The 15592-nt window shown below is 73.6% G+C and carries 18 protein-coding genes and 1 riboswitch; of the genes, 10 read left to right on the plus strand and 8 right to left on the minus strand.

The features are described from left to right. Positions 1–5 precede the first annotated feature (5 nt). Together IEZ20_RS12245 and IEZ20_RS12250 are read left to right on the plus strand one after the other, a co-directional pair. Entirely contained in the window at positions 6–890 is an 885-nt protein-coding gene (locus tag IEZ20_RS12245) for an endonuclease/exonuclease/phosphatase family protein (RefSeq protein ID WP_229896027.1), read from the plus strand. 147 nt (positions 891–1037) lie between these two features. Next, positions 1038–2012, plus strand: coding sequence for a trypsin-like serine peptidase (locus IEZ20_RS12250; RefSeq protein WP_189297518.1), 975 nt, complete (start codon positions 1038–1040; stop codon positions 2010–2012). Between the two features lie 8 nt (positions 2013–2020). Here the strand turns inward: IEZ20_RS12250 and IEZ20_RS12255 are convergent, their stop codons facing one another. After that, entirely contained in the window at positions 2021–2974 is a 954-nt protein-coding gene (locus tag IEZ20_RS12255) for a quinone oxidoreductase family protein (protein WP_308434657.1), read from the minus strand. 381 nt (positions 2975–3355) lie between these two features. Between IEZ20_RS12255 and IEZ20_RS12260 the strand changes: the two genes are divergently transcribed. Then, entirely contained in the window at positions 3356–3997 is a 642-nt protein-coding gene (locus tag IEZ20_RS12260; RefSeq protein WP_189297521.1) for a phosphoribosyltransferase, read from the plus strand. Positions 3998–4079: 82 nt separating this feature from the next. On the opposite strand, the gene IEZ20_RS12265 is transcribed toward IEZ20_RS12260, so the two are convergent. Both IEZ20_RS12265 and IEZ20_RS12270 read right to left on the minus strand, forming a co-directional pair. Continuing rightward, on the minus strand, positions 4080–5411 hold the full coding sequence (locus IEZ20_RS12265) for an erythromycin esterase family protein (protein ID WP_229896028.1): 1332 nt from the start codon (positions 5409–5411) through the stop codon (positions 4080–4082). A gap of 81 nt (positions 5412–5492) precedes the next feature. Further along, on the minus strand, positions 5493–5693 hold the full coding sequence (locus IEZ20_RS12270; RefSeq protein ID WP_229896029.1) for a hypothetical protein: 201 nt from the start codon (positions 5691–5693) through the stop codon (positions 5493–5495). A 415-nt stretch (positions 5694–6108) separates the two neighbouring features. Between IEZ20_RS12270 and IEZ20_RS12275 the strand changes: the two genes are divergently transcribed. Then, positions 6109–6693, plus strand: a complete 585-nt coding sequence (locus IEZ20_RS12275) for a histidine phosphatase family protein (protein WP_189297525.1) — start codon at positions 6109–6111, stop codon at positions 6691–6693. A gap of 222 nt (positions 6694–6915) precedes the next feature. Here IEZ20_RS12275 and IEZ20_RS12280 read toward each other — a convergent pair whose 3' ends face one another. The 4 genes from IEZ20_RS12280 to IEZ20_RS12295 all read right to left on the minus strand — a co-directional run bounded on the left by IEZ20_RS12280 (position 6916) and on the right by IEZ20_RS12295 (position 9346). Then, entirely contained in the window at positions 6916–7668 is a 753-nt protein-coding gene (locus IEZ20_RS12280; protein ID WP_189297527.1) for a CbtA family protein, read from the minus strand. A 22-nt stretch (positions 7669–7690) separates the two neighbouring features. Then, positions 7691–7912 (minus strand): CbtB domain-containing protein, encoded by a 222-nt coding sequence (locus IEZ20_RS12285; RefSeq protein WP_189297529.1) that lies wholly within the window; start codon positions 7910–7912, stop codon positions 7691–7693. A 36-nt stretch (positions 7913–7948) separates the two neighbouring features. Beyond that, positions 7949–8104, minus strand: a riboswitch (cobalamin riboswitch). Between the two features lie 69 nt (positions 8105–8173). Continuing rightward, complete coding sequence (locus IEZ20_RS12290) at positions 8174–8551, minus strand: (2Fe-2S) ferredoxin domain-containing protein (RefSeq protein ID WP_189297531.1); 378 nt, start codon at positions 8549–8551, stop codon at positions 8174–8176. A 147-nt stretch (positions 8552–8698) separates the two neighbouring features. Continuing rightward, positions 8699–9346 carry a superoxide dismutase gene (locus IEZ20_RS12295; protein ID WP_189297532.1) on the minus strand — a complete coding sequence of 216 codons (648 nt, stop codon included), beginning with the start codon at positions 9344–9346 and terminating at the stop codon, positions 8699–8701. A gap of 300 nt (positions 9347–9646) precedes the next feature. Here IEZ20_RS12295 and IEZ20_RS12300 point away from each other — a divergent pair, with 300 nt between their 5' ends. Genes IEZ20_RS12300 through IEZ20_RS12315 form a run of 4 tightly spaced genes read left to right on the plus strand, consistent with a single transcriptional unit; the run spans position 9647 to position 13111 of the window. After that, positions 9647–9985, plus strand: coding sequence for an antibiotic biosynthesis monooxygenase family protein (locus IEZ20_RS12300; protein ID WP_189297534.1), 339 nt, complete (start codon positions 9647–9649; stop codon positions 9983–9985). Next, positions 9982–10869 (plus strand): NAD(P)-dependent oxidoreductase, encoded by an 888-nt coding sequence (locus IEZ20_RS12305; protein ID WP_189297536.1) that lies wholly within the window; start codon positions 9982–9984, stop codon positions 10867–10869. Before IEZ20_RS12300 ends, IEZ20_RS12305 begins: the two co-directional genes overlap by 4 nt. A gap of 53 nt (positions 10870–10922) precedes the next feature. Continuing rightward, positions 10923–11873 (plus strand): amidohydrolase family protein, encoded by a 951-nt coding sequence (locus tag IEZ20_RS12310; RefSeq protein WP_229896030.1) that lies wholly within the window; start codon positions 10923–10925, stop codon positions 11871–11873. Beyond that, positions 11870–13111 (plus strand): cytochrome P450 family protein, encoded by a 1242-nt coding sequence (locus IEZ20_RS12315; protein WP_189297540.1) that lies wholly within the window; start codon positions 11870–11872, stop codon positions 13109–13111. Before IEZ20_RS12310 ends, IEZ20_RS12315 begins: the two co-directional genes overlap by 4 nt. 154 nt (positions 13112–13265) lie before the next feature. Here the strand turns inward: IEZ20_RS12315 and IEZ20_RS12320 are convergent, their stop codons facing one another. Then, the gene (locus IEZ20_RS12320) at positions 13266–13844 is read right to left on the minus strand and encodes a helix-turn-helix domain-containing protein (protein WP_189297542.1); all 579 of its coding nucleotides are present in this window, start codon (positions 13842–13844) and stop codon (positions 13266–13268) included. A 115-nt stretch (positions 13845–13959) separates the two neighbouring features. Here IEZ20_RS12320 and IEZ20_RS12325 point away from each other — a divergent pair, with 115 nt between their 5' ends. Both IEZ20_RS12325 and IEZ20_RS12330 read left to right on the plus strand, forming a co-directional pair. Beyond that, positions 13960–14796 carry an EamA family transporter gene (locus IEZ20_RS12325; protein WP_189297544.1) on the plus strand — a complete coding sequence of 279 codons (837 nt, stop codon included), beginning with the start codon at positions 13960–13962 and terminating at the stop codon, positions 14794–14796. Positions 14797–14882: 86 nt separating this feature from the next. After that, positions 14883–15590 (plus strand): B3/B4 domain-containing protein, encoded by a 708-nt coding sequence (locus IEZ20_RS12330; protein WP_189297546.1) that lies wholly within the window; start codon positions 14883–14885, stop codon positions 15588–15590. Positions 15591–15592: the final 2 nt, after the last annotated feature.

Below are 15592 nucleotides of genomic sequence, written 5' to 3' on the forward strand. Positions count from 1 at the left end.
GACCAGTGGACCGCACACCCCGACGCCCCGCCCGCCGTGTGCTCGCCGTCGTGCTCGCCGTCACCGCCGCGCTCGGCGCGGCGGCGCCGGGCGCCTCGGCGGCGGACCGGGCGGCCGGCACCGGACCGGGCGCGGCGCGCGTCCCGCTGCGCGTGGCGACCTACAACATCCATGCCGGAGCCGGCGAGGACAACGTCTTCGACCTCGACCGCACGGCGGCGGCGATCCGGGCCCTCGGCGCCGACGTGATCGGCCTCCAGGAGGTCGACGTGCACTGGGGAGCCCGGAGCGGCTTCGCGGACGAGGCCCGGGAGTTGGCCATGCGGCTGCGCATGCGGGTCTTCTTCGCGCCGATCTACGACCTCCCTCCCGCGACGGCGGACGGGGAACGGCGGCAGTACGGGGTCGCCGTCCTGAGCCGGTATCCGGTGCGGGACGCGCAGAACCACGAGATCACCCGGCTGTCCACGCAGACCCCGGATCCGGTGCCGGCGCCCGCTCCGGGCTTCGCCGAGGTGACGGTCCGGGTCCGGGGCGCCGCCGTGCACGTGTACACGACCCACCTGGACTACCGTACGGACCCCTCCGTCCGGCGTGCCCAGGTCGACGACATGCTGGCCGTCCTGGCCGAGGACGCGGGCCCGAAGGTACTCCTCGGGGACTTCAACGCCGAACCGGGCGCCCCCGAACTGGCCAGGCTGTGGGGTCCGTTGGCCGACGCCGCTCCGGACGGCGGCAGGACCTACCCGGCGGCCGGCCCGGTCAGGCGGATCGACCTCGTGACCGTCTCCCCGGAGGTCTCCGTCACCGGCGCGCGGGTGTGGGCGACCACCGCCTCGGACCACCGCCCGGTCGTCGCCGACCTCCTGCTGCGCCGCCCCGGCCGCTGACCCGCCCCCGCGGAATCGTCTTTTACGTGCTCCTGACATCTCACGGTTCCCGTGGCACTCTGCCTCACGCACGTCCATCCGCACCGTTCTTCGTTCCCCCACCCTGCCCGGACCCGACCGGTCGGGGCACGGCAGAAGGAGACCTGCGTGAGACGCCATCGCACCGCCGCGGGCATTCTGTTGGCCGTCGGAGCCCTGTTCGCCGGCGGCCTCGTCCAGGCCGGGGCCGCCGGCGCGGCGCCCTCCGCGCCGGCGGCCGCCGCCCGCACCGCCTCGGCGGCCGCACAGCACCGGGCCCGCGCCTTCTGGACCGCCGAGCGCATGCGCGGCGCCACCCCCCTCGACCTGCTGCTGAGCGGGAAGGCGGCCGAACGCCTCAAGTCCCCCGGGCGCCACGGACCTTCGACCACCGTCGCACCCACCCGCCCCTCCCTCGCCTCCTTCCCGCAGGCCGGTGGCCCGTGGACCGGCGGCGGCGCCGTGACCGCGACCTCCGGGCGGGTGTTCTTCACCTTCCAAGGGCGCACCGCCTCCTGCACCGGCAACGCCGTGACCAGCCAGAACTCCAGCACGGTCCTCACGGCCGGGCACTGCGTGAAGTACCAGGGCAGCTGGCACACCAACTGGGTCTTCGTCCCCGGATACGACAACGGCAACGCGCCGTACGGCCAGTGGACCGCGGCCACGACGCTGACCACCCCGCAGTGGGAGGCGAGCGAGGACATCAACTACGACGTCGGAGCCGCGGTCGTCAGCCCCGTGAACGGCAGGACCCTCACCTCGGTCGTCGGCGCCCAGGGCATCCAGTTCAACGGCGGCTACACCAAGCCGATGTACTCCTTCGGTTTCCCGGCGGCGTCGCCGTACGACGGCACGAAGCTCGTCTACTGCAGCGGCACCAGCTCGAAGGACTTCCTGTTCTCGCAGGACCACGGCCTGGGCTGCAACATGACGGGCGGCTCCAGCGGCGGCCCCTGGTTCACCGGCTTCACCGAGGCGTCCGGGACCGGCCTGCAGGTCTCCGTGAACAGCTTCGGCTACACCTTCCTGCCGAACCGGATGTTCGGCCCCTACTTCGGTGACGTGGTCAAGGCCCTGTACGACAAGGCCCAGACCGCCTAGGGGCAGGCTCAGGGAAGCAGGACGAGTTTGCCCTTCGAGCGGCGGCCCAGGAGATCGGCGTGGGCGGCGGCGGCGCTTCCCAGGTCGTACTCCGAGCCGACCAGCGGCCGGAGGCGGTGCCGTGCGGTGAGGTCGATCAGCTCCTCCAGCGCCGCACCGCCCGCCCCGGTCCGGGCGAGGAGCGGAGTGACCCAGAAGCCGGCGACGGCGGCGTTCCGCACGGCGAGGCGGGCCGGCGGCACGGGGGTGGCGGGCTGCCGGGACGAGGACCCGTAGGTGATCAGCCGCCCCAGGAAGCCGAGGGTGTCCAGGGCGGCGTCGAGCACGGGTCCCCCTACGGCGTCCAGGACGATGTCGACCGGCCGGCCCTGGTTGGCGTCCAGGACGCGCTCCCGGTAGCCCTCCGCCGCTCCGTCGACGGCGACGTCGGCGCCCAGTTCCAGGGCGAAGGCCCGCTTCTCCTCGGACGACGCCGTGGCGATGATCCGGCCCGCCCCGAACTCGCGGGCCAGTTGCACCACCAGGCTGCCGGTCCCGCCCGCGGCGGCGTGGACCACGACGCTCTCCCCCGCCCGCAGGCGCGCCACCGACCTCAGCAGGTGCCACGCGGTCAGGCCCTGCACGAGGAGTGCCAGGGCCTCACCCGCACGCACCTCCCGCGGCAGCGGGGCGAGGTCCCGGTCGGCGACGACGGCCTTCGCGGCGTAGCCGCCCTGGCGGACGTAGCCGAGGACCCGCCGGCCGTCGGCGGTCCGGCCGACGACCTCCATGCCGGGGATGCGCGGCAGGGGCCCCTGCATCGCGTAGGGGCCGTCGGTCAGCTCACCGGCGATGTCCTTGATGTCGCCGAAGTTGACGCCCGCGGCCTCCACCTCGACCAGGGTCTCGCCCGGCCCCGCCACCGGGTCCGGCGCCTCGACCTCCTCCAGGACCTCCGGACCGCCGAACCGCTCGAACCGCATGGCACGCAAGGGATGCCGCCTCCCGCCTTGGTCGTGTGCACCGGGCCGACGGCCGAACCGACCCGGCAGCCGGGCTACTTGAGGGTAGTCGCACGTAACCTACCGGTCGCCGCGGGCCCCGCGGTCCGGTCCCGGCCACGCCTCGGCCCGGCTCCCGGACGGGCGAGCCGGTCGGCGTCGGAGCCCGGCAGCCGGGACAGCGGGTGGTCGGCTTCCTCGCCGGAGACCGCGTCGGCGACGGTGGAACGGTGCCCCGTGGCGGCCGCGGGTGTGGTGGGGTGGGGCGTCGGGTACCCGCCCGCTGCAGACGTCCGCCGTCCGGGAGGCCGAGCGTCGCCCCGGCCGCCGGTGACCGGTGAGGATGGAAGGAGCCGACAGGGCATGCAGTTCCATGACCGCAGGCACGCCGGGCGGGAACTGGCCGCGCGGCTGCGCATCCAGCAGGAGAAGGGCGCGCTCGCGCATCCGGTCGTGCTGGCCCTGCCCCGGGGCGGAGTGGTGGTCGCCCGCGAGGTCGCCGACGCGCTGGAAGCGCCCCTGGACGTGCTCGTCGCCCGCACGATCGGCGCGCCGTCCCGCGAGGCGGTGGGCGTCGGCGCGCTCACCGGCGAGGACCCCCCGCTCTTCGACCCGGACGCCCTGGACCGGCTGGGGCTCAGCGAGAGCGCCCTGGCGGACGTGGTGGCACGGGAGCGGGCGGAGGCGCGCCGTCGCGAGGAGCTGTACCGGCAGGGCCGGCCGGCTCCGGACCTGCGGGACCACACCGTGATCGTCGTGGACGACGGTCTGGCCGCCGGCGCGACCGCGCGCGCCGCGCTGCGCCGGGTCCGCAGCCAGTCGCCCGAGCGTGTGGTGCTGGCCGTGCCGGTGTGTTCACCACAGGCCGCCGTCCTGCTGCGCGGAGAGGCCGACGAACTGCTGTGCCTGCACCGGCCGGGCACCTTCGTGGCCGTCAGCCAGTGGTACGAGCGCTTCGACCAGGTCACCGACGAGGAAGTGCTCCGGGCACTGCGAGGGGCCTGAGCGCGGGAGCGGGCGGATCACGCCCGGCGGAGGGCGGATCAGAACCTCGGATCACGCCGTCACACGCCCACGGATCACGCCGTCACACGCCCACGGGCCAGGTCTGCGCCTCCCGGCTGTCCTCGGCCAGGGGCTGGAGCGGGGTGAGCGCCTGGGTGCGGTCGAGGTAGCAGAAGGCGTCGTAGCGCTGGGCGAGGACGGTGGGCACGTAGGCGGCGACCTGCTCGACGTGCGGCCGGTGGACCACGCCGGTCGCGCGGTGGCCGTGCTCCTCGTGGAACCACTCGGTCCGGCCGGCGGCGTGCGGGTGCTGGAGCTGCACGTGGGGGAAGACGAACAGCGCCCGCTCCCCCGGAAGCGCCCGGTGCAGCAGGTCCTCCAGGCTGCCGGGGTGCGCGGGCGGCAGGTCCATGATCCGCGGTACGCCGCCCCAGGCGTCCGCGGCGAGCACGGTACCGGAGTGCGAGCCGAACCCCACCAGGACCACGCCCTTGCCCATGTGGCGTTCACGCACCAGCTGACCGATGTTGACCATGCCGGTGTCGGCCATGTCCGTGGCACGCGCGTCGCCGATGTGGGTGTTGTGCGCCCACACCACCGCCTTGGCGTCCGGACCGTGGTGGTCCATCAGCCGGTCCAGGGTGTCGGCCATGTGGTGGTCGCGGATGTTCCAGGACTGGGGCCCGCTGTCGACCATGGCCCGGTAGTAGCTCTCGGCCCCGGCCAGCACCTCGGCGTTCTGCCGGGCGGCGAACTCCTCCGGCGAGCCGCCCCCGCCGGCCGCCCGTGCGGCCCGCCGCCGCAGCTCGGTGAGCAGGGAGAGGACCTGCGGCTCACAGCCCTCGGGCAGGTACCGCGTGGACAGGACGTAGGCCTGCGGTTCCCCGGCGTACGGCTCGAAGCAGCGGTACGCCTCCAGCGCGTGCTCCACCCGGTCGGGGTCGTGTGCGCGGAGGTGGTCGAGGACCGCGTGCAGCGACTCCCAGAGGCTGTAGACGTCCAGGCCGTAGAAGCCGACGCGCCGCTCGGCCGGCCGTTCCCCGTTGTGCCGGCGCAGCCAGCGGGCGAACGCGGCGACCTCGGTGTTGCCCCAGAGCCAGGCGGGCCAGCGGTCGAAGCCGGCGAGCACCTCGCCCGGGTCCTCGGGCGCGCCCGGCACCGCGGCCACGGAGCGGTGCACGGCCTGGCAGTCCGGCCAGTCGCCCTCCACCGCGACGAAGGAGAAGCCCTTCTCCTCGATGAGCCGGCGCGTCAGCGTGTCACGCACCCGGTAGTAGTCGGCGGTGCCGTGGGACGCCTCGCCCAGCAGCACGTAGCGTGCGTCGCCGATTCGCTCCATCAGCGGGTCGAGCGATGCCGGTCCTGTCAGCGGGAGGGCCTGGCTCCGGATGGCGGCCAGGTGGGTGTCGGGCACGGCGTACCCCCATTTCCGCGGGTGCGGCACCGGGTTCCCTGAGCGGCAGGCGCCGAAACGCGGGGAGCGCGCGGGCCGGGGTCAGCGGGCGCAGCCGACGTCCAGCACCTCGATGACGTCGCCGTGGACCGTGTACACCAGCCAGCACCACTCCCCGAACGCGGCCGCCAGGTCCGGTGCGTGGGTCCGGGAGTCCCGGGTGACCGCGTCGATGAGCGTGATGATCTCCTCGTGCGTGTCGTCCGGCACGTCGAAGAGCACGTCGGCGGCCCTCTGGATCATTTCGATTCTCATGGCACCCCCCGGACGAGCAGGAGCGGTACGGTCCGGCGGAGCCGGTTGTCCGGGCTACGCTCGACGGCCGAACAGAGCCCTCAGCACCACCGTAAACCCACGCGGCCCGGGTGACGGACGGGTGCGCGCCGCCGATCGGTGTGCGCGGCAGCCGGGCCCGGACGGCCGCGCCGGCCGATCGGTGTGCGCGGCAGCCGGCGCCCGGGACGGCCGCGCCGCCGTCCCGGGGGGGCCGGCCGGGCGGCACCTCCCCCGGCTGGACGGCGACCGGGGCGGACGAGGTGATGCTAGGTTCGCGGGGGCGGGCGCCGCGGGAAGGCCGGACCCCGCCCGCCGTGGGCGCCCGCCGGACTTCCGCCGCCCGTGGCCCCGCCCGTGAGTCCGCCCGTGACAGGAGCGCCGCGTGACCAGCCGAGTCCTGTTCGTGTCGGCCGCCCTGAGCGCGTCGCTGCGGCAGGCCCGCTTCGACGACGGCGGATCGCTCGACGAGGGCGGCGCGGCGCGGGCCCGTGCGGCGGCCGGGTCGCTGCCCTCCGCGGCGGCCCGTGTGCTGGTCTCCCCCAGCGCGCGCTGTACGGAGACGGCCGCGGCCCTGGGCCTGGACGGTGCGTCGGCACCGGAGCTGGCGGGGCTCGACGTGGGCCGCTGGCGGGGCCGCACCCTGGACGAGGTGGGGGCCGCCGAACCCGAGGCGGTCGGCCGCTGGCTCACCGACCCCGGCTGCGCACCGCACGGCGGCGAGTCCGTCGAGGACCTGTGCGGACGGGTCGCGCGCTGGCTCGCCGACGCGCAGACCGTTAAGGGCCGTACGCTCGCCGTGGTCGAGGCGGAGGTGGTGCGGGCCGCGGTCGTGGCGGCGCTGGACATGTCCGCCGGGGCCTTCTGGCGCCTGGACGTGCCACCGCTGACCGTGACCGAACTCAGCGGCCGGGCCGGGCGGTGGAATCTGCGGCTCGGACGTCCGCTGTCCGCGCCGGGGGCCGGTTAGGCGCCGGAGGCCGGGTTCCGGTGCCGCCGGAGCAGCGCCGCCACGGCGCAACGCAGACGGGCCGCCCCGACACGGCACTCCCCAGACGCCGCGTCGATGCAGGCCACCTCGGCACCGCACTTCTCGAACGCCGGAGGGCCCCCGGACGGTTCCGAAGGGCCCTCTGTCGATCGGAAGGAGGCGGCTGGTGTCCGGAGGGAGGCGGCTGAAGACCGGACGGAGTCAGCGCGCGGCCGGAACCGCTCGCCTCCTCGCGGCCGGCTCCGGCCTCGGGGTCAGCAGCCGCTCGGCCAACTCGCCGAAGGCGAGCCCGAATCCACCCCACAGGACGGTCTGGACGGCCAGCGCGGACAGGCGGAAGCGCCACAGCAGGGTGGCGGGGAAGTCGCCCGGCACCTCGTTGACGGCCGGCAGGAACGCGTAGGCGAGGCCGACGACGGCGGCGAACGCGGCCACCGCGGCCACGGTCGCCCACCAGGTGCCCAGGACGGGCGCGAGGCGCTTGCCGAGAAGGGTCGCGCCGATCGCCAGCAGGACGCTGAGCAGCATCATCAGGAAGTACAGGGTGGTCCGCTCGCCGATGGTGTCGGGATCGCCGACCGACGGCGGGTTGGCCGGGTACTTCAGGAACGGCACGACGTACACGGTGAGCAGCGCGCAGCCCGACAGCAGCAGCGCGGTGGCGCGGGGGCCGAAACGGCCGACCCGGCCGAGCGCGACGCAGAAGGCGAGTGCGGCGATGCCGCCGAAGGCGACCCCGTAGACGAGGACACCGGTGGCGAGGCCCGCGGTGGACTGCAGGGAGCGCGAGACGACTTCCACCTCGTGCTCGTGGGCGTGGGCGTCCTCGAAGCCGATCGCCTTGTCGACGTGCGGTTCACCGAGGAAGTAGGCCGCGATCAGGGCGAGCACGCCGGCCGCGAGGCCGGCGAGCATGCCCCGTACGAGAAGGTTCCGTACGGTTGCGGAGTTCATGGACGGGCGGAGTCCCCTCGCGTCAGTGGCAGGGGAAGCCGAGCAGATGGCGGGCGTCGTGCACCCATTCGTGGACGTCCGTGCCGTTGAACACGGAGGTGGCGCCCTGCTCGGCGCCGACGAAGTAGAGCAGGACCAGCATGAGGATGCCGAAGAAGACCGCCCAGGGAGCAACCGCCTTCAGCGGCAGCTTGGCGGGGACGGCGGGGGTGGTGGCTGTCGGCCGGGCGACGGTCTGCGCCATGGCAGAACCTCCTCTGGGAGTTCGCGTCCCATCTCGGTGGTGCACAGGACGACGGCCACGGGTCTGACTCACGAACTCCCGAGCGGGTTCCGCATACAGTGGCGCGACCGTGCCGGATTCCCACCGGCTTCCGTCGTGCCGTCGTCGATATCGCAGAGACCGTACCGCGCGACCGGCGTCCGGCCAAGACCGCCTCGGGCCGGGTGATCTTCCTCTCCCGCCGGGCGCGGAGCCCGCCGGGGAAGGTGTGCCCGACGGGGCTCAGGGCTCGGCGCGCCGGCGCGGGGGCGTGAAGGCGTACAGGTCGAGGATGTCCGGCTGCGGCGCCACGCCCGGGCCGCCGGCGCGCACCCAGGCGACGATGTCCTCGGTCGCGTCGGGGTCGTTGACGAGCCCCAGCCAGACGGGCCGCGCGCCGGCGGCCCGGCCGGTCGTGGAGGGCTGTACGACGATGACGTTGGCCTGGTCGCACACGTCGAGGCAGTCGGAGATGCGCACGGGCACCTCCGCGCGCAGCCGCGCGGTCTGCGCCGCGTGGTCGCCGGTGACCTTGGGGCTGCCGCAGCAGCAGTCCCGGCACACGACGACCCGGCAGGGCACCGGTCCGCCCGATGTCTCTTTCGTCGGCCTCTCGGGCACGCCCGTCCATCCCTCCCCGGAGGGGCGGGGGTTCCGGGAGGTCCCGGAGATCCGCCCGCCGTCTCCTCGCGTCGTGGTCATCATGTCATCCACGGTGACACCCCGGCCGCCGGACCCCGGCCCCCACCGTGCGGAGGGACTACGGCGTCACGGCGCGAGCAGCAGCACGTTCGCGCGGGACCTGGCGGCCTCGTAACGGCGGGCGACGTCCTGCCAGTTGACGACCTGCCACATCGCCTCGATGAAGTCCACCTTCTGGTTGCGGTACTGGAGGTAGAAGGCGTGCTCCCAGGCGTCGAAGACCAGGATCGGGGTGGAGCCCTGGCCGACGTTGCCCTGGTGGTCGTAGACCTGCTCCACGATCAGGCGCCCGCTCAGCGGCTCGTGGGCGAGAACGCCCCAGCCCGAACCCTGGGTGGTGGCGGCGGCCTTGGACAGCTGGGTCTTGAAGGCGGCGAAGGAGCCGAAGGACTCCTTGATCGCCTCGGCCAGCTCGCCCACGCCGTCGGCGGCGAGGGGCTCACCGCCTCCGTCCTTCGGGCCGGTCATGTTCTGCCAGTAGATCGAGTGCAGGATGTGCCCGGAGAGGTGGAAGGCCAGGTTCTTCTCCAGTCCGTTGACCGAGCCCCACGCCTCCTTCTCCCGCGCCTCGGCGAGCTGCTCGAGGGTGTCGTTCGCGCCCTTCACATAGGCAGCGTGGTGCTTGTCGTGGTGCAGCTCGATGATCTCCGGGCTGATGACCGGGGCGAGCGCCGAGTAGTCGTACGGGAGCTCCGGGAGCGTGTACAGCGCCATGTCCAACGTCCTCCGACATTATTGCGAATGACTTGCAGCTGCACGTTAACAGCAAGAATCTCTGACTGCCGATCAGCCCTTGGTCCTAGGACCCCTCGTCCGCCTCCGAGACCCGGTGCGGACGCGGATCACTCGCACGAGGGATGCGGAGCAGTCACCCGAAACGCCTAATGACGGACCGTGCAGCCCTTGTCCCCACTGGGTCGTCCCCGGGGTCGTCCCCCGTTCGGAGTTGCGGCCGTACGAGGGACATGAGTCCGTTGGTGTCGTGTCTTCCGGCTCTCACCACAGGAGGAGACAGTGGGCACCAACGACAAGGGCCTGACGGCCGAGAAGCTGAACGTCGTCTTCGCGGTCCGCGTGATCGAGGGCGGCGAGCAGGGCTTCCTCGACCTGTACGAGCACCTGCGGAAGTCCGTGGCCGGCACCCCCGGTCACATCGTCGAACGGCTCGGTGAGCCCGTGGACGACTCCCGCCAGTGGGTGATCACCAGTGAATGGCGGTCGGCGGAGGACTTCTTCGCCTGGCAGCAGAGCGCCGAGCACCAGGAACTGGTGGCTCCGCTGCGCGAGTGGGTCGACCAGCGGCAGTCGATGCGGTTCCGCATCGTCAAGGAGACCAAGGGAGTCGCCTCATGACGCCCCCCGTGCACGGCCCCGTCGCCGTACTCGGCCTGGGCACGATGGGCGCCGGACTGGCCGGTCGCCTCCTCGACCAGGGGGTACAGGTCCGGGTCTGGAACCGTACCCCGGAGCGCGCCGCGCCGCTCGCCCGGGCGGGCGCCCACGTGGCCGCCAACCCCGCCGACGCCGTCGCGGGCACGAGCGCCGCCCTCTGCGTGGTGGCCGACGGACAGGCCCTCGGCGCCGTGCTGCACGGACCGGGCGGCGTACTGGCCGAGGGCCCGTACCCGGGCGTCCTCGTCTGCGCGAGCACCGTCGCCCCCGAGGAGGTCGTCCAGATCGCCGGCGAGTTCCCCGCGGTCCTGGACGTCGGCATGCTCGGCAACCGCGACCACGCGCGCGACGGGGAGCTGCGGCTCTTCGCCGGCGGCGAGCAGCGGGCGTTCGACACCGCCCGCCCGCTGCTGGAGACGCTGGGCAAGGAAGTGGTCCATCTGGGCGCACTCGGTTCCGGCATGCGGATGAAACTGCTCCTCAACCTGCTGATGGGCATAGAGGTGCAGGCGCTGGCCGAGGCCACCGAACTGGCGGACGCCTGCGGCCTCGACCGGCAGCTGGTCCTGAGGACCATCGCGGGCAGCGGATTCGCCTCGCCGGTGATGGCGTTCAAGTCCCGGCGGCTGGCCTCCGGCCGGTTCGACGAGCCGGACTTCCGGCTGCGGCTGATGGCGAAAGACCTCATGCTCGCTTCCAAGCAGGCGGCAGCCGTCGGCCTGACCCTGCCGCTGGCGAACGCCGCGGCGGAGACCCACGTCCGTGCCACCGAGCAGGGACTGGGCGACCAGGACTGTGCCGCGGTCACCCGCGCCCTCGCACCGAAACCGGGAACCGACACGTGATCATCGACATCCACGGGCATCTGTCCCCACCAGAGGCGGCGAAACGTTTCCCCATGCCGCCGAGCCTGACCGACGTGGACGGCATGCTCGCCGCGCGCGCCGAGGCCGGGATCGACCTCACCATCATCGGCAGCCCCGTCGGGGCGGGCGCGATGGCGCGCGTGCCGGGCGTGGACAACTACGCCCAGCCGCGCGACCGGCTGCGCGGTTTCCACGCCTGGATGTCGGGGCTGATCCGCAGGTTCCCGGACCAGTTGCGCGGTTACGTGTACGCCAACCCGTTCGGCGACGACGATCACCTCGAAGGGGTGCGGGAGACCCTGGAGGACCCCGCCTTCGTCGGTCTGATCACCACGTCGAGCGTGCACGGGGAGCTGCTCGGCTCGCAGCGCGCGGACTCCTTCTTCGCGCTCGCCGCGGAGGCGGGGGTGCCGGTCCTGGTGCACGCCCCGGCCGAACCGGTGGGCACGGAGCGGGTGGACCGGACCGGCTTCGTGGAGCAGATCGGGCGCTTCGGCGATGTCACCCTGGGCATGGCCATGATCGCCTTCGCGGGATGGCTGGACAAGTACCCCGGTCTGCGGCTGATCGGCGCGACCGGCGGCGGCGCGATGGCGCTGCTGCCGGAGCGCCTGCAGACGGCGGCGCGCCCCCGGCACTGGGCCGGGGGCGCGCCGCCCTCCGGCCGGCCCGGGCCGGGCGCCGCTTCACCGGGGGCCGCCGAGGCCCCCGACGAAGAGGGGGTGCGGCCGTCCGCCGACCCGGCCGCGGCGCTGCGGCGCATGTACGTCGACACGAGCCCGTTCAGCCCGGCGCACCTGAGTCTGAACGCCGAAGTGCTGGGGCCGGAGCGGATGTTGTTCGGCACCGACTCTCCGCCGATGGCGGCGCCGCTGGAGGACTTCGTCCACATGGTCGAGAAGCTCCCGGTCGACGCGGCCTCCCAGCAGCTCATCCTCGGCGGCAACGCACAAGCCCTCTTCGACCTCAGGAGTCGTCCGTGACCACCACGCACGAGGCCGTCGCCGCGGCCGAGCGGTGCACCCCGGAGTTCCGGCGGGATCCGCACGCGTTCTACGCCCATCTGCGCACGGCGGCGCCGGTCTGCCCCATGAGACCGCCGCACGGCAACGAGACGTACCTCATCACCCGGTACGACGACGCGCGGGCCGCCCTGGCGGATCCGCGGCTGAGCAAGGACATGTACGGGGCGATGGACGCGTACCGGAGGATCTTCGGCGACTCGTCCGTCGCGCTGGACGACAACATGCTCAACTCGGACGCGCCGAAGCACACCCGGCTGCGCCGGATGGTCAACTCCGCGTTCACGCCGCGGCGCGTGGAGGCGCTGCGGCCGCGGATCGAGGACATCGTCCGGAACCTGCTGGACGCGTGCCCGGCCCGGGAACCCTTCGACCTGCTGCCCGCGTTCGCGTTCCCGCTCCCGATCGCCGTGATCTGCGATCTGCTCGGCGTGCCGGCCGAGGACCGGACACGGATGCAGCAGCTGTCCACCACGGTGGCGCAGACCGGTTTCGGCGAGGAGGCCAAGCGTGCGCAACAGCAGGCGGAGGAGGCCCTGCACGCGTACTTCACCGCACTCATCGACGCCAAGCGGGAGCGCCCGGGTGACGATCTGCTGAGCGCGCTGATCGCGGTCCGGGACAACGACGACGCGCTCACCGAGAGCGAGCTGGTCTCCACCGCGTTCCTGCTGATGTTCGCCGGTCACAAGACGACCGCCTACCTCATCGGCAACGCCGTCCACCACCTGCTCTCCCACCCCGAGCAGCTCCGCGCCGTGCGGGAGGACCCGGACCTGACCCGGGCCGCGGTCGAGGAACTCGTGCGCTACGACGGCTCGGTGGAGAGCGCGACGTTCCGCTACGCGACCGAGGACGTGGAGTACAGCGGGACGCTGATCCCCAAGGGCGCCCTGGTGCAGATCGCGATCAGCTCGGCCAACCGCGATCCGCAGAAGTTCGACTCACCGGACGAGCTGAACGTGACGCGGCCGGGCAACGCGCAGGACGCCCACCTCGGCTTCGGGCACGGCAGCCACTACTGCCTGGGCGCCCCGCTGGCCCGGCTGGAGACGCAGCTGGCGCTCACCCGTCTGTTCGACCGGTTCCCCCGGATGGCCCTGGCCCGCCCCGCCGAGGGTCCCCGGTGGCTGGAGGTGCCGTTCCCGGCCTTCCGCGGCCTCGCGGAACTGCCGGTGGTCCTCGACCCGGAGGGCTGAACGAGAGCACCCCGCACCACCCGGTCGCCGCGCGCGGCCGGGCGGCTCGCGGTGCCCGGCCGCCGTGGGTCCTGCTCGCTCCGCGGGTTCCGCCCCCTGCGCGGATTCCGCCTCCTCCGCGGGTTCCGCCTCCTCCGCGCCGTGACCGACGCCCTCACCCTGTCGCGCCGGGCGGCAGGTGGACCGTCATGACCAGGTGGCAGCTCTCGGTGCCGGTGCCGCGGTAGGTGTGCGGGGCGTCGGCGTCGAAGGTGGCGGTCTGGCCGGCTTCCACGGTGTGTTCGGTGCCGTCGACGACCAGCGTCATCCGGCCGGCGGTGACGCTGACGGTCTCCACGACCCCGGACTGATGGGGGTGGCTGGGGTACTCCTCCCCCGGTTCCAGCCGCCAGCACCAGACCTCGACCGGGGCCGGGCCCGACGTCGTCAGCATGAGCCGGGCCTCGCTGCCCCGCGCCCCGGTCCACAGGGGTGCCACCGCCTCGGCGGAGACGACGCGGACGCGGCCCTCGGCCGGGCCCTCCAGCAGCGCGGACACCGAGACGCCGAGGGTGTCGGCCAGCCGGACGAGGGTGGCGAAGTTGGGGTTGCCCTGGGCCTTCTCCAGGCCGACGAGGGCGCCCTTGCTGACCTGGGCGCGCCGGCCGAGTTCGTCCAGGGACAGACCGGCGCGGGTGCGGGCCGCCCTCACGTTGCGCGCGAGCGCCTGGAGGGCTGCGGCCGTCTCGGCCATCCGATCACTTCCTCGCGAGGGGACCATCACAATGCACCGGGCGGTCGTTCGGTTGACACGCGACGGTCGTTTCGTTGTACGGTTCGGTCGTTCCATTGATTGTAAGGGATGTACCGTGATCGCTCTGCTGCTGGCTCTGGGCAGCTCCCTCGCCTACGGATGCGCCGACTTCCTCGGCGGCCTCGGCGCCCGCAAGGCCCATGTGCTGCGGACGGTGATGGTCGCGGCTCCGGCCTCGCTCATGGTCGAGCTGCTGCTGTGGCCGTTCCTCGGCGCCTCGTTCGACACCTCCACCCTGGCCTGGGGCGCGGCCTCCGGGGTCGCCTCGGCCGCCGCGTTCGCCCTGCTCTACCGCACGCTGGCGATCGGCCCGATGAACGTGCTGTCGCCCGTGACCGCGCTGGTCTCCGCCGCACTGCCGGTCGGGGTCGGACTGCTCCAGGGCGAGCACCTGACTACCGCCGGGCTGGCCGGCCTGCCGCTGGCGCTGGTGGCGGTGGTGCTGGTCAGCGCCGGACACGGGGCCGGCGCGGCGCGCCCCTCGGGTACGGCGCTGCTGCTGGCGCTCGGCGCGGGCGCCGCCATCGCGCTCCAGCTGGTCTGCCTGCACCAGGCCCCGTCCGACAGCGGCGTGGCCCCGTTGATCACCGGCCGTGCGGTCTCCTCCGCCGTCACCCTGGCCGCGGCCGGGCTGCTGCGCCGCAGGCTCGGCTCCGAGCGGCCGGCGTACGCGATGTCCGCCACGGCGGGCGTGCTGGACTCGGTGGCGAACCTGCTGTTCCTGCTGGCCGCCCGGAGCGGGGACCTCACGATCGTGGCCGTGGTCACCGCCCTCTACCCGGCCGGCACGGTCCTGCTGGCCCGCGGCGTGCTCGCCGAACGCATCCACCGCGGCCAGCTCGTCGGCCTGGGTACGGCCGCGGTCGCCGTCAGTCTCCTCGCCCTCACCTGACCGGCGGTCCCGCACGGTCCGGAACCCCGAGCCTCGCCGCCCCGCCCCGCACGTCCGCCCACCCGCCAGGAAACGGAACACCGCCCATGCCCGCCTTCCGCATCGCTCCCGCCGTCACGGACGCCTTCCCCGGCACCCTCATCGCCCTCGTCACCGCCACCGGCCTGCGCGGCCGCGAACCCTGGCCGCACACCGAGGCCGCGCTGGAGGAGCTGGAGCAGCGGCTCGCCGACGGCAGCTGGCGGCCCGCCGACGAGAGCGACCCCCGCATCGAGGCCTGGCACGCCGCCTACCGCTCCTTCGGCACCAACCCCCGCCGCGTCCGGCCCAGCGTCGACGCCCTGGGCCGCCGTATGGCGAAGAAGCGGAGCCTGCCCCGCATCAACCCGGCCGTCGACTCCTACAACTCCGTCTCCGTACGGCACGGGCTGCCCGCCGGCGCCTTCGACCTCGACCGGGTCACCGGCGACGTCGACATCCGGCACGCGGACGGCACCGAGTCCTTCACCCCGCTCGGCGAACCCGGCACCGTCGAGCACCCCAGGCCGGGCGAGATCGTCTACGCGGACACCACCGGCGTGCTGACCCGCCACTGGAACCACCGCGACGCCCACCGGACCCGCGTCACGGAGGACTCCACCCGCGTCGCCTTCCTCCTCGAAACCCTCCGTGCCGACCGCGACGGCGGGCTCCTGAAGGTCGCGGCGGAGGAACTCCAGAGCCTGCTCGCCCCGCACGCCGCGCAGACCGCCGTGCACCACCTCGACCCGGCGCAGCCCCGGGTCACCGTCTGAGC

This window comes from Streptomyces cinerochromogenes, from assembly GCF_014648635.1.
In the GTDB taxonomy this organism is placed as follows: domain Bacteria; phylum Actinomycetota; class Actinomycetes; order Streptomycetales; family Streptomycetaceae; genus Streptomyces; species Streptomyces cinerochromogenes.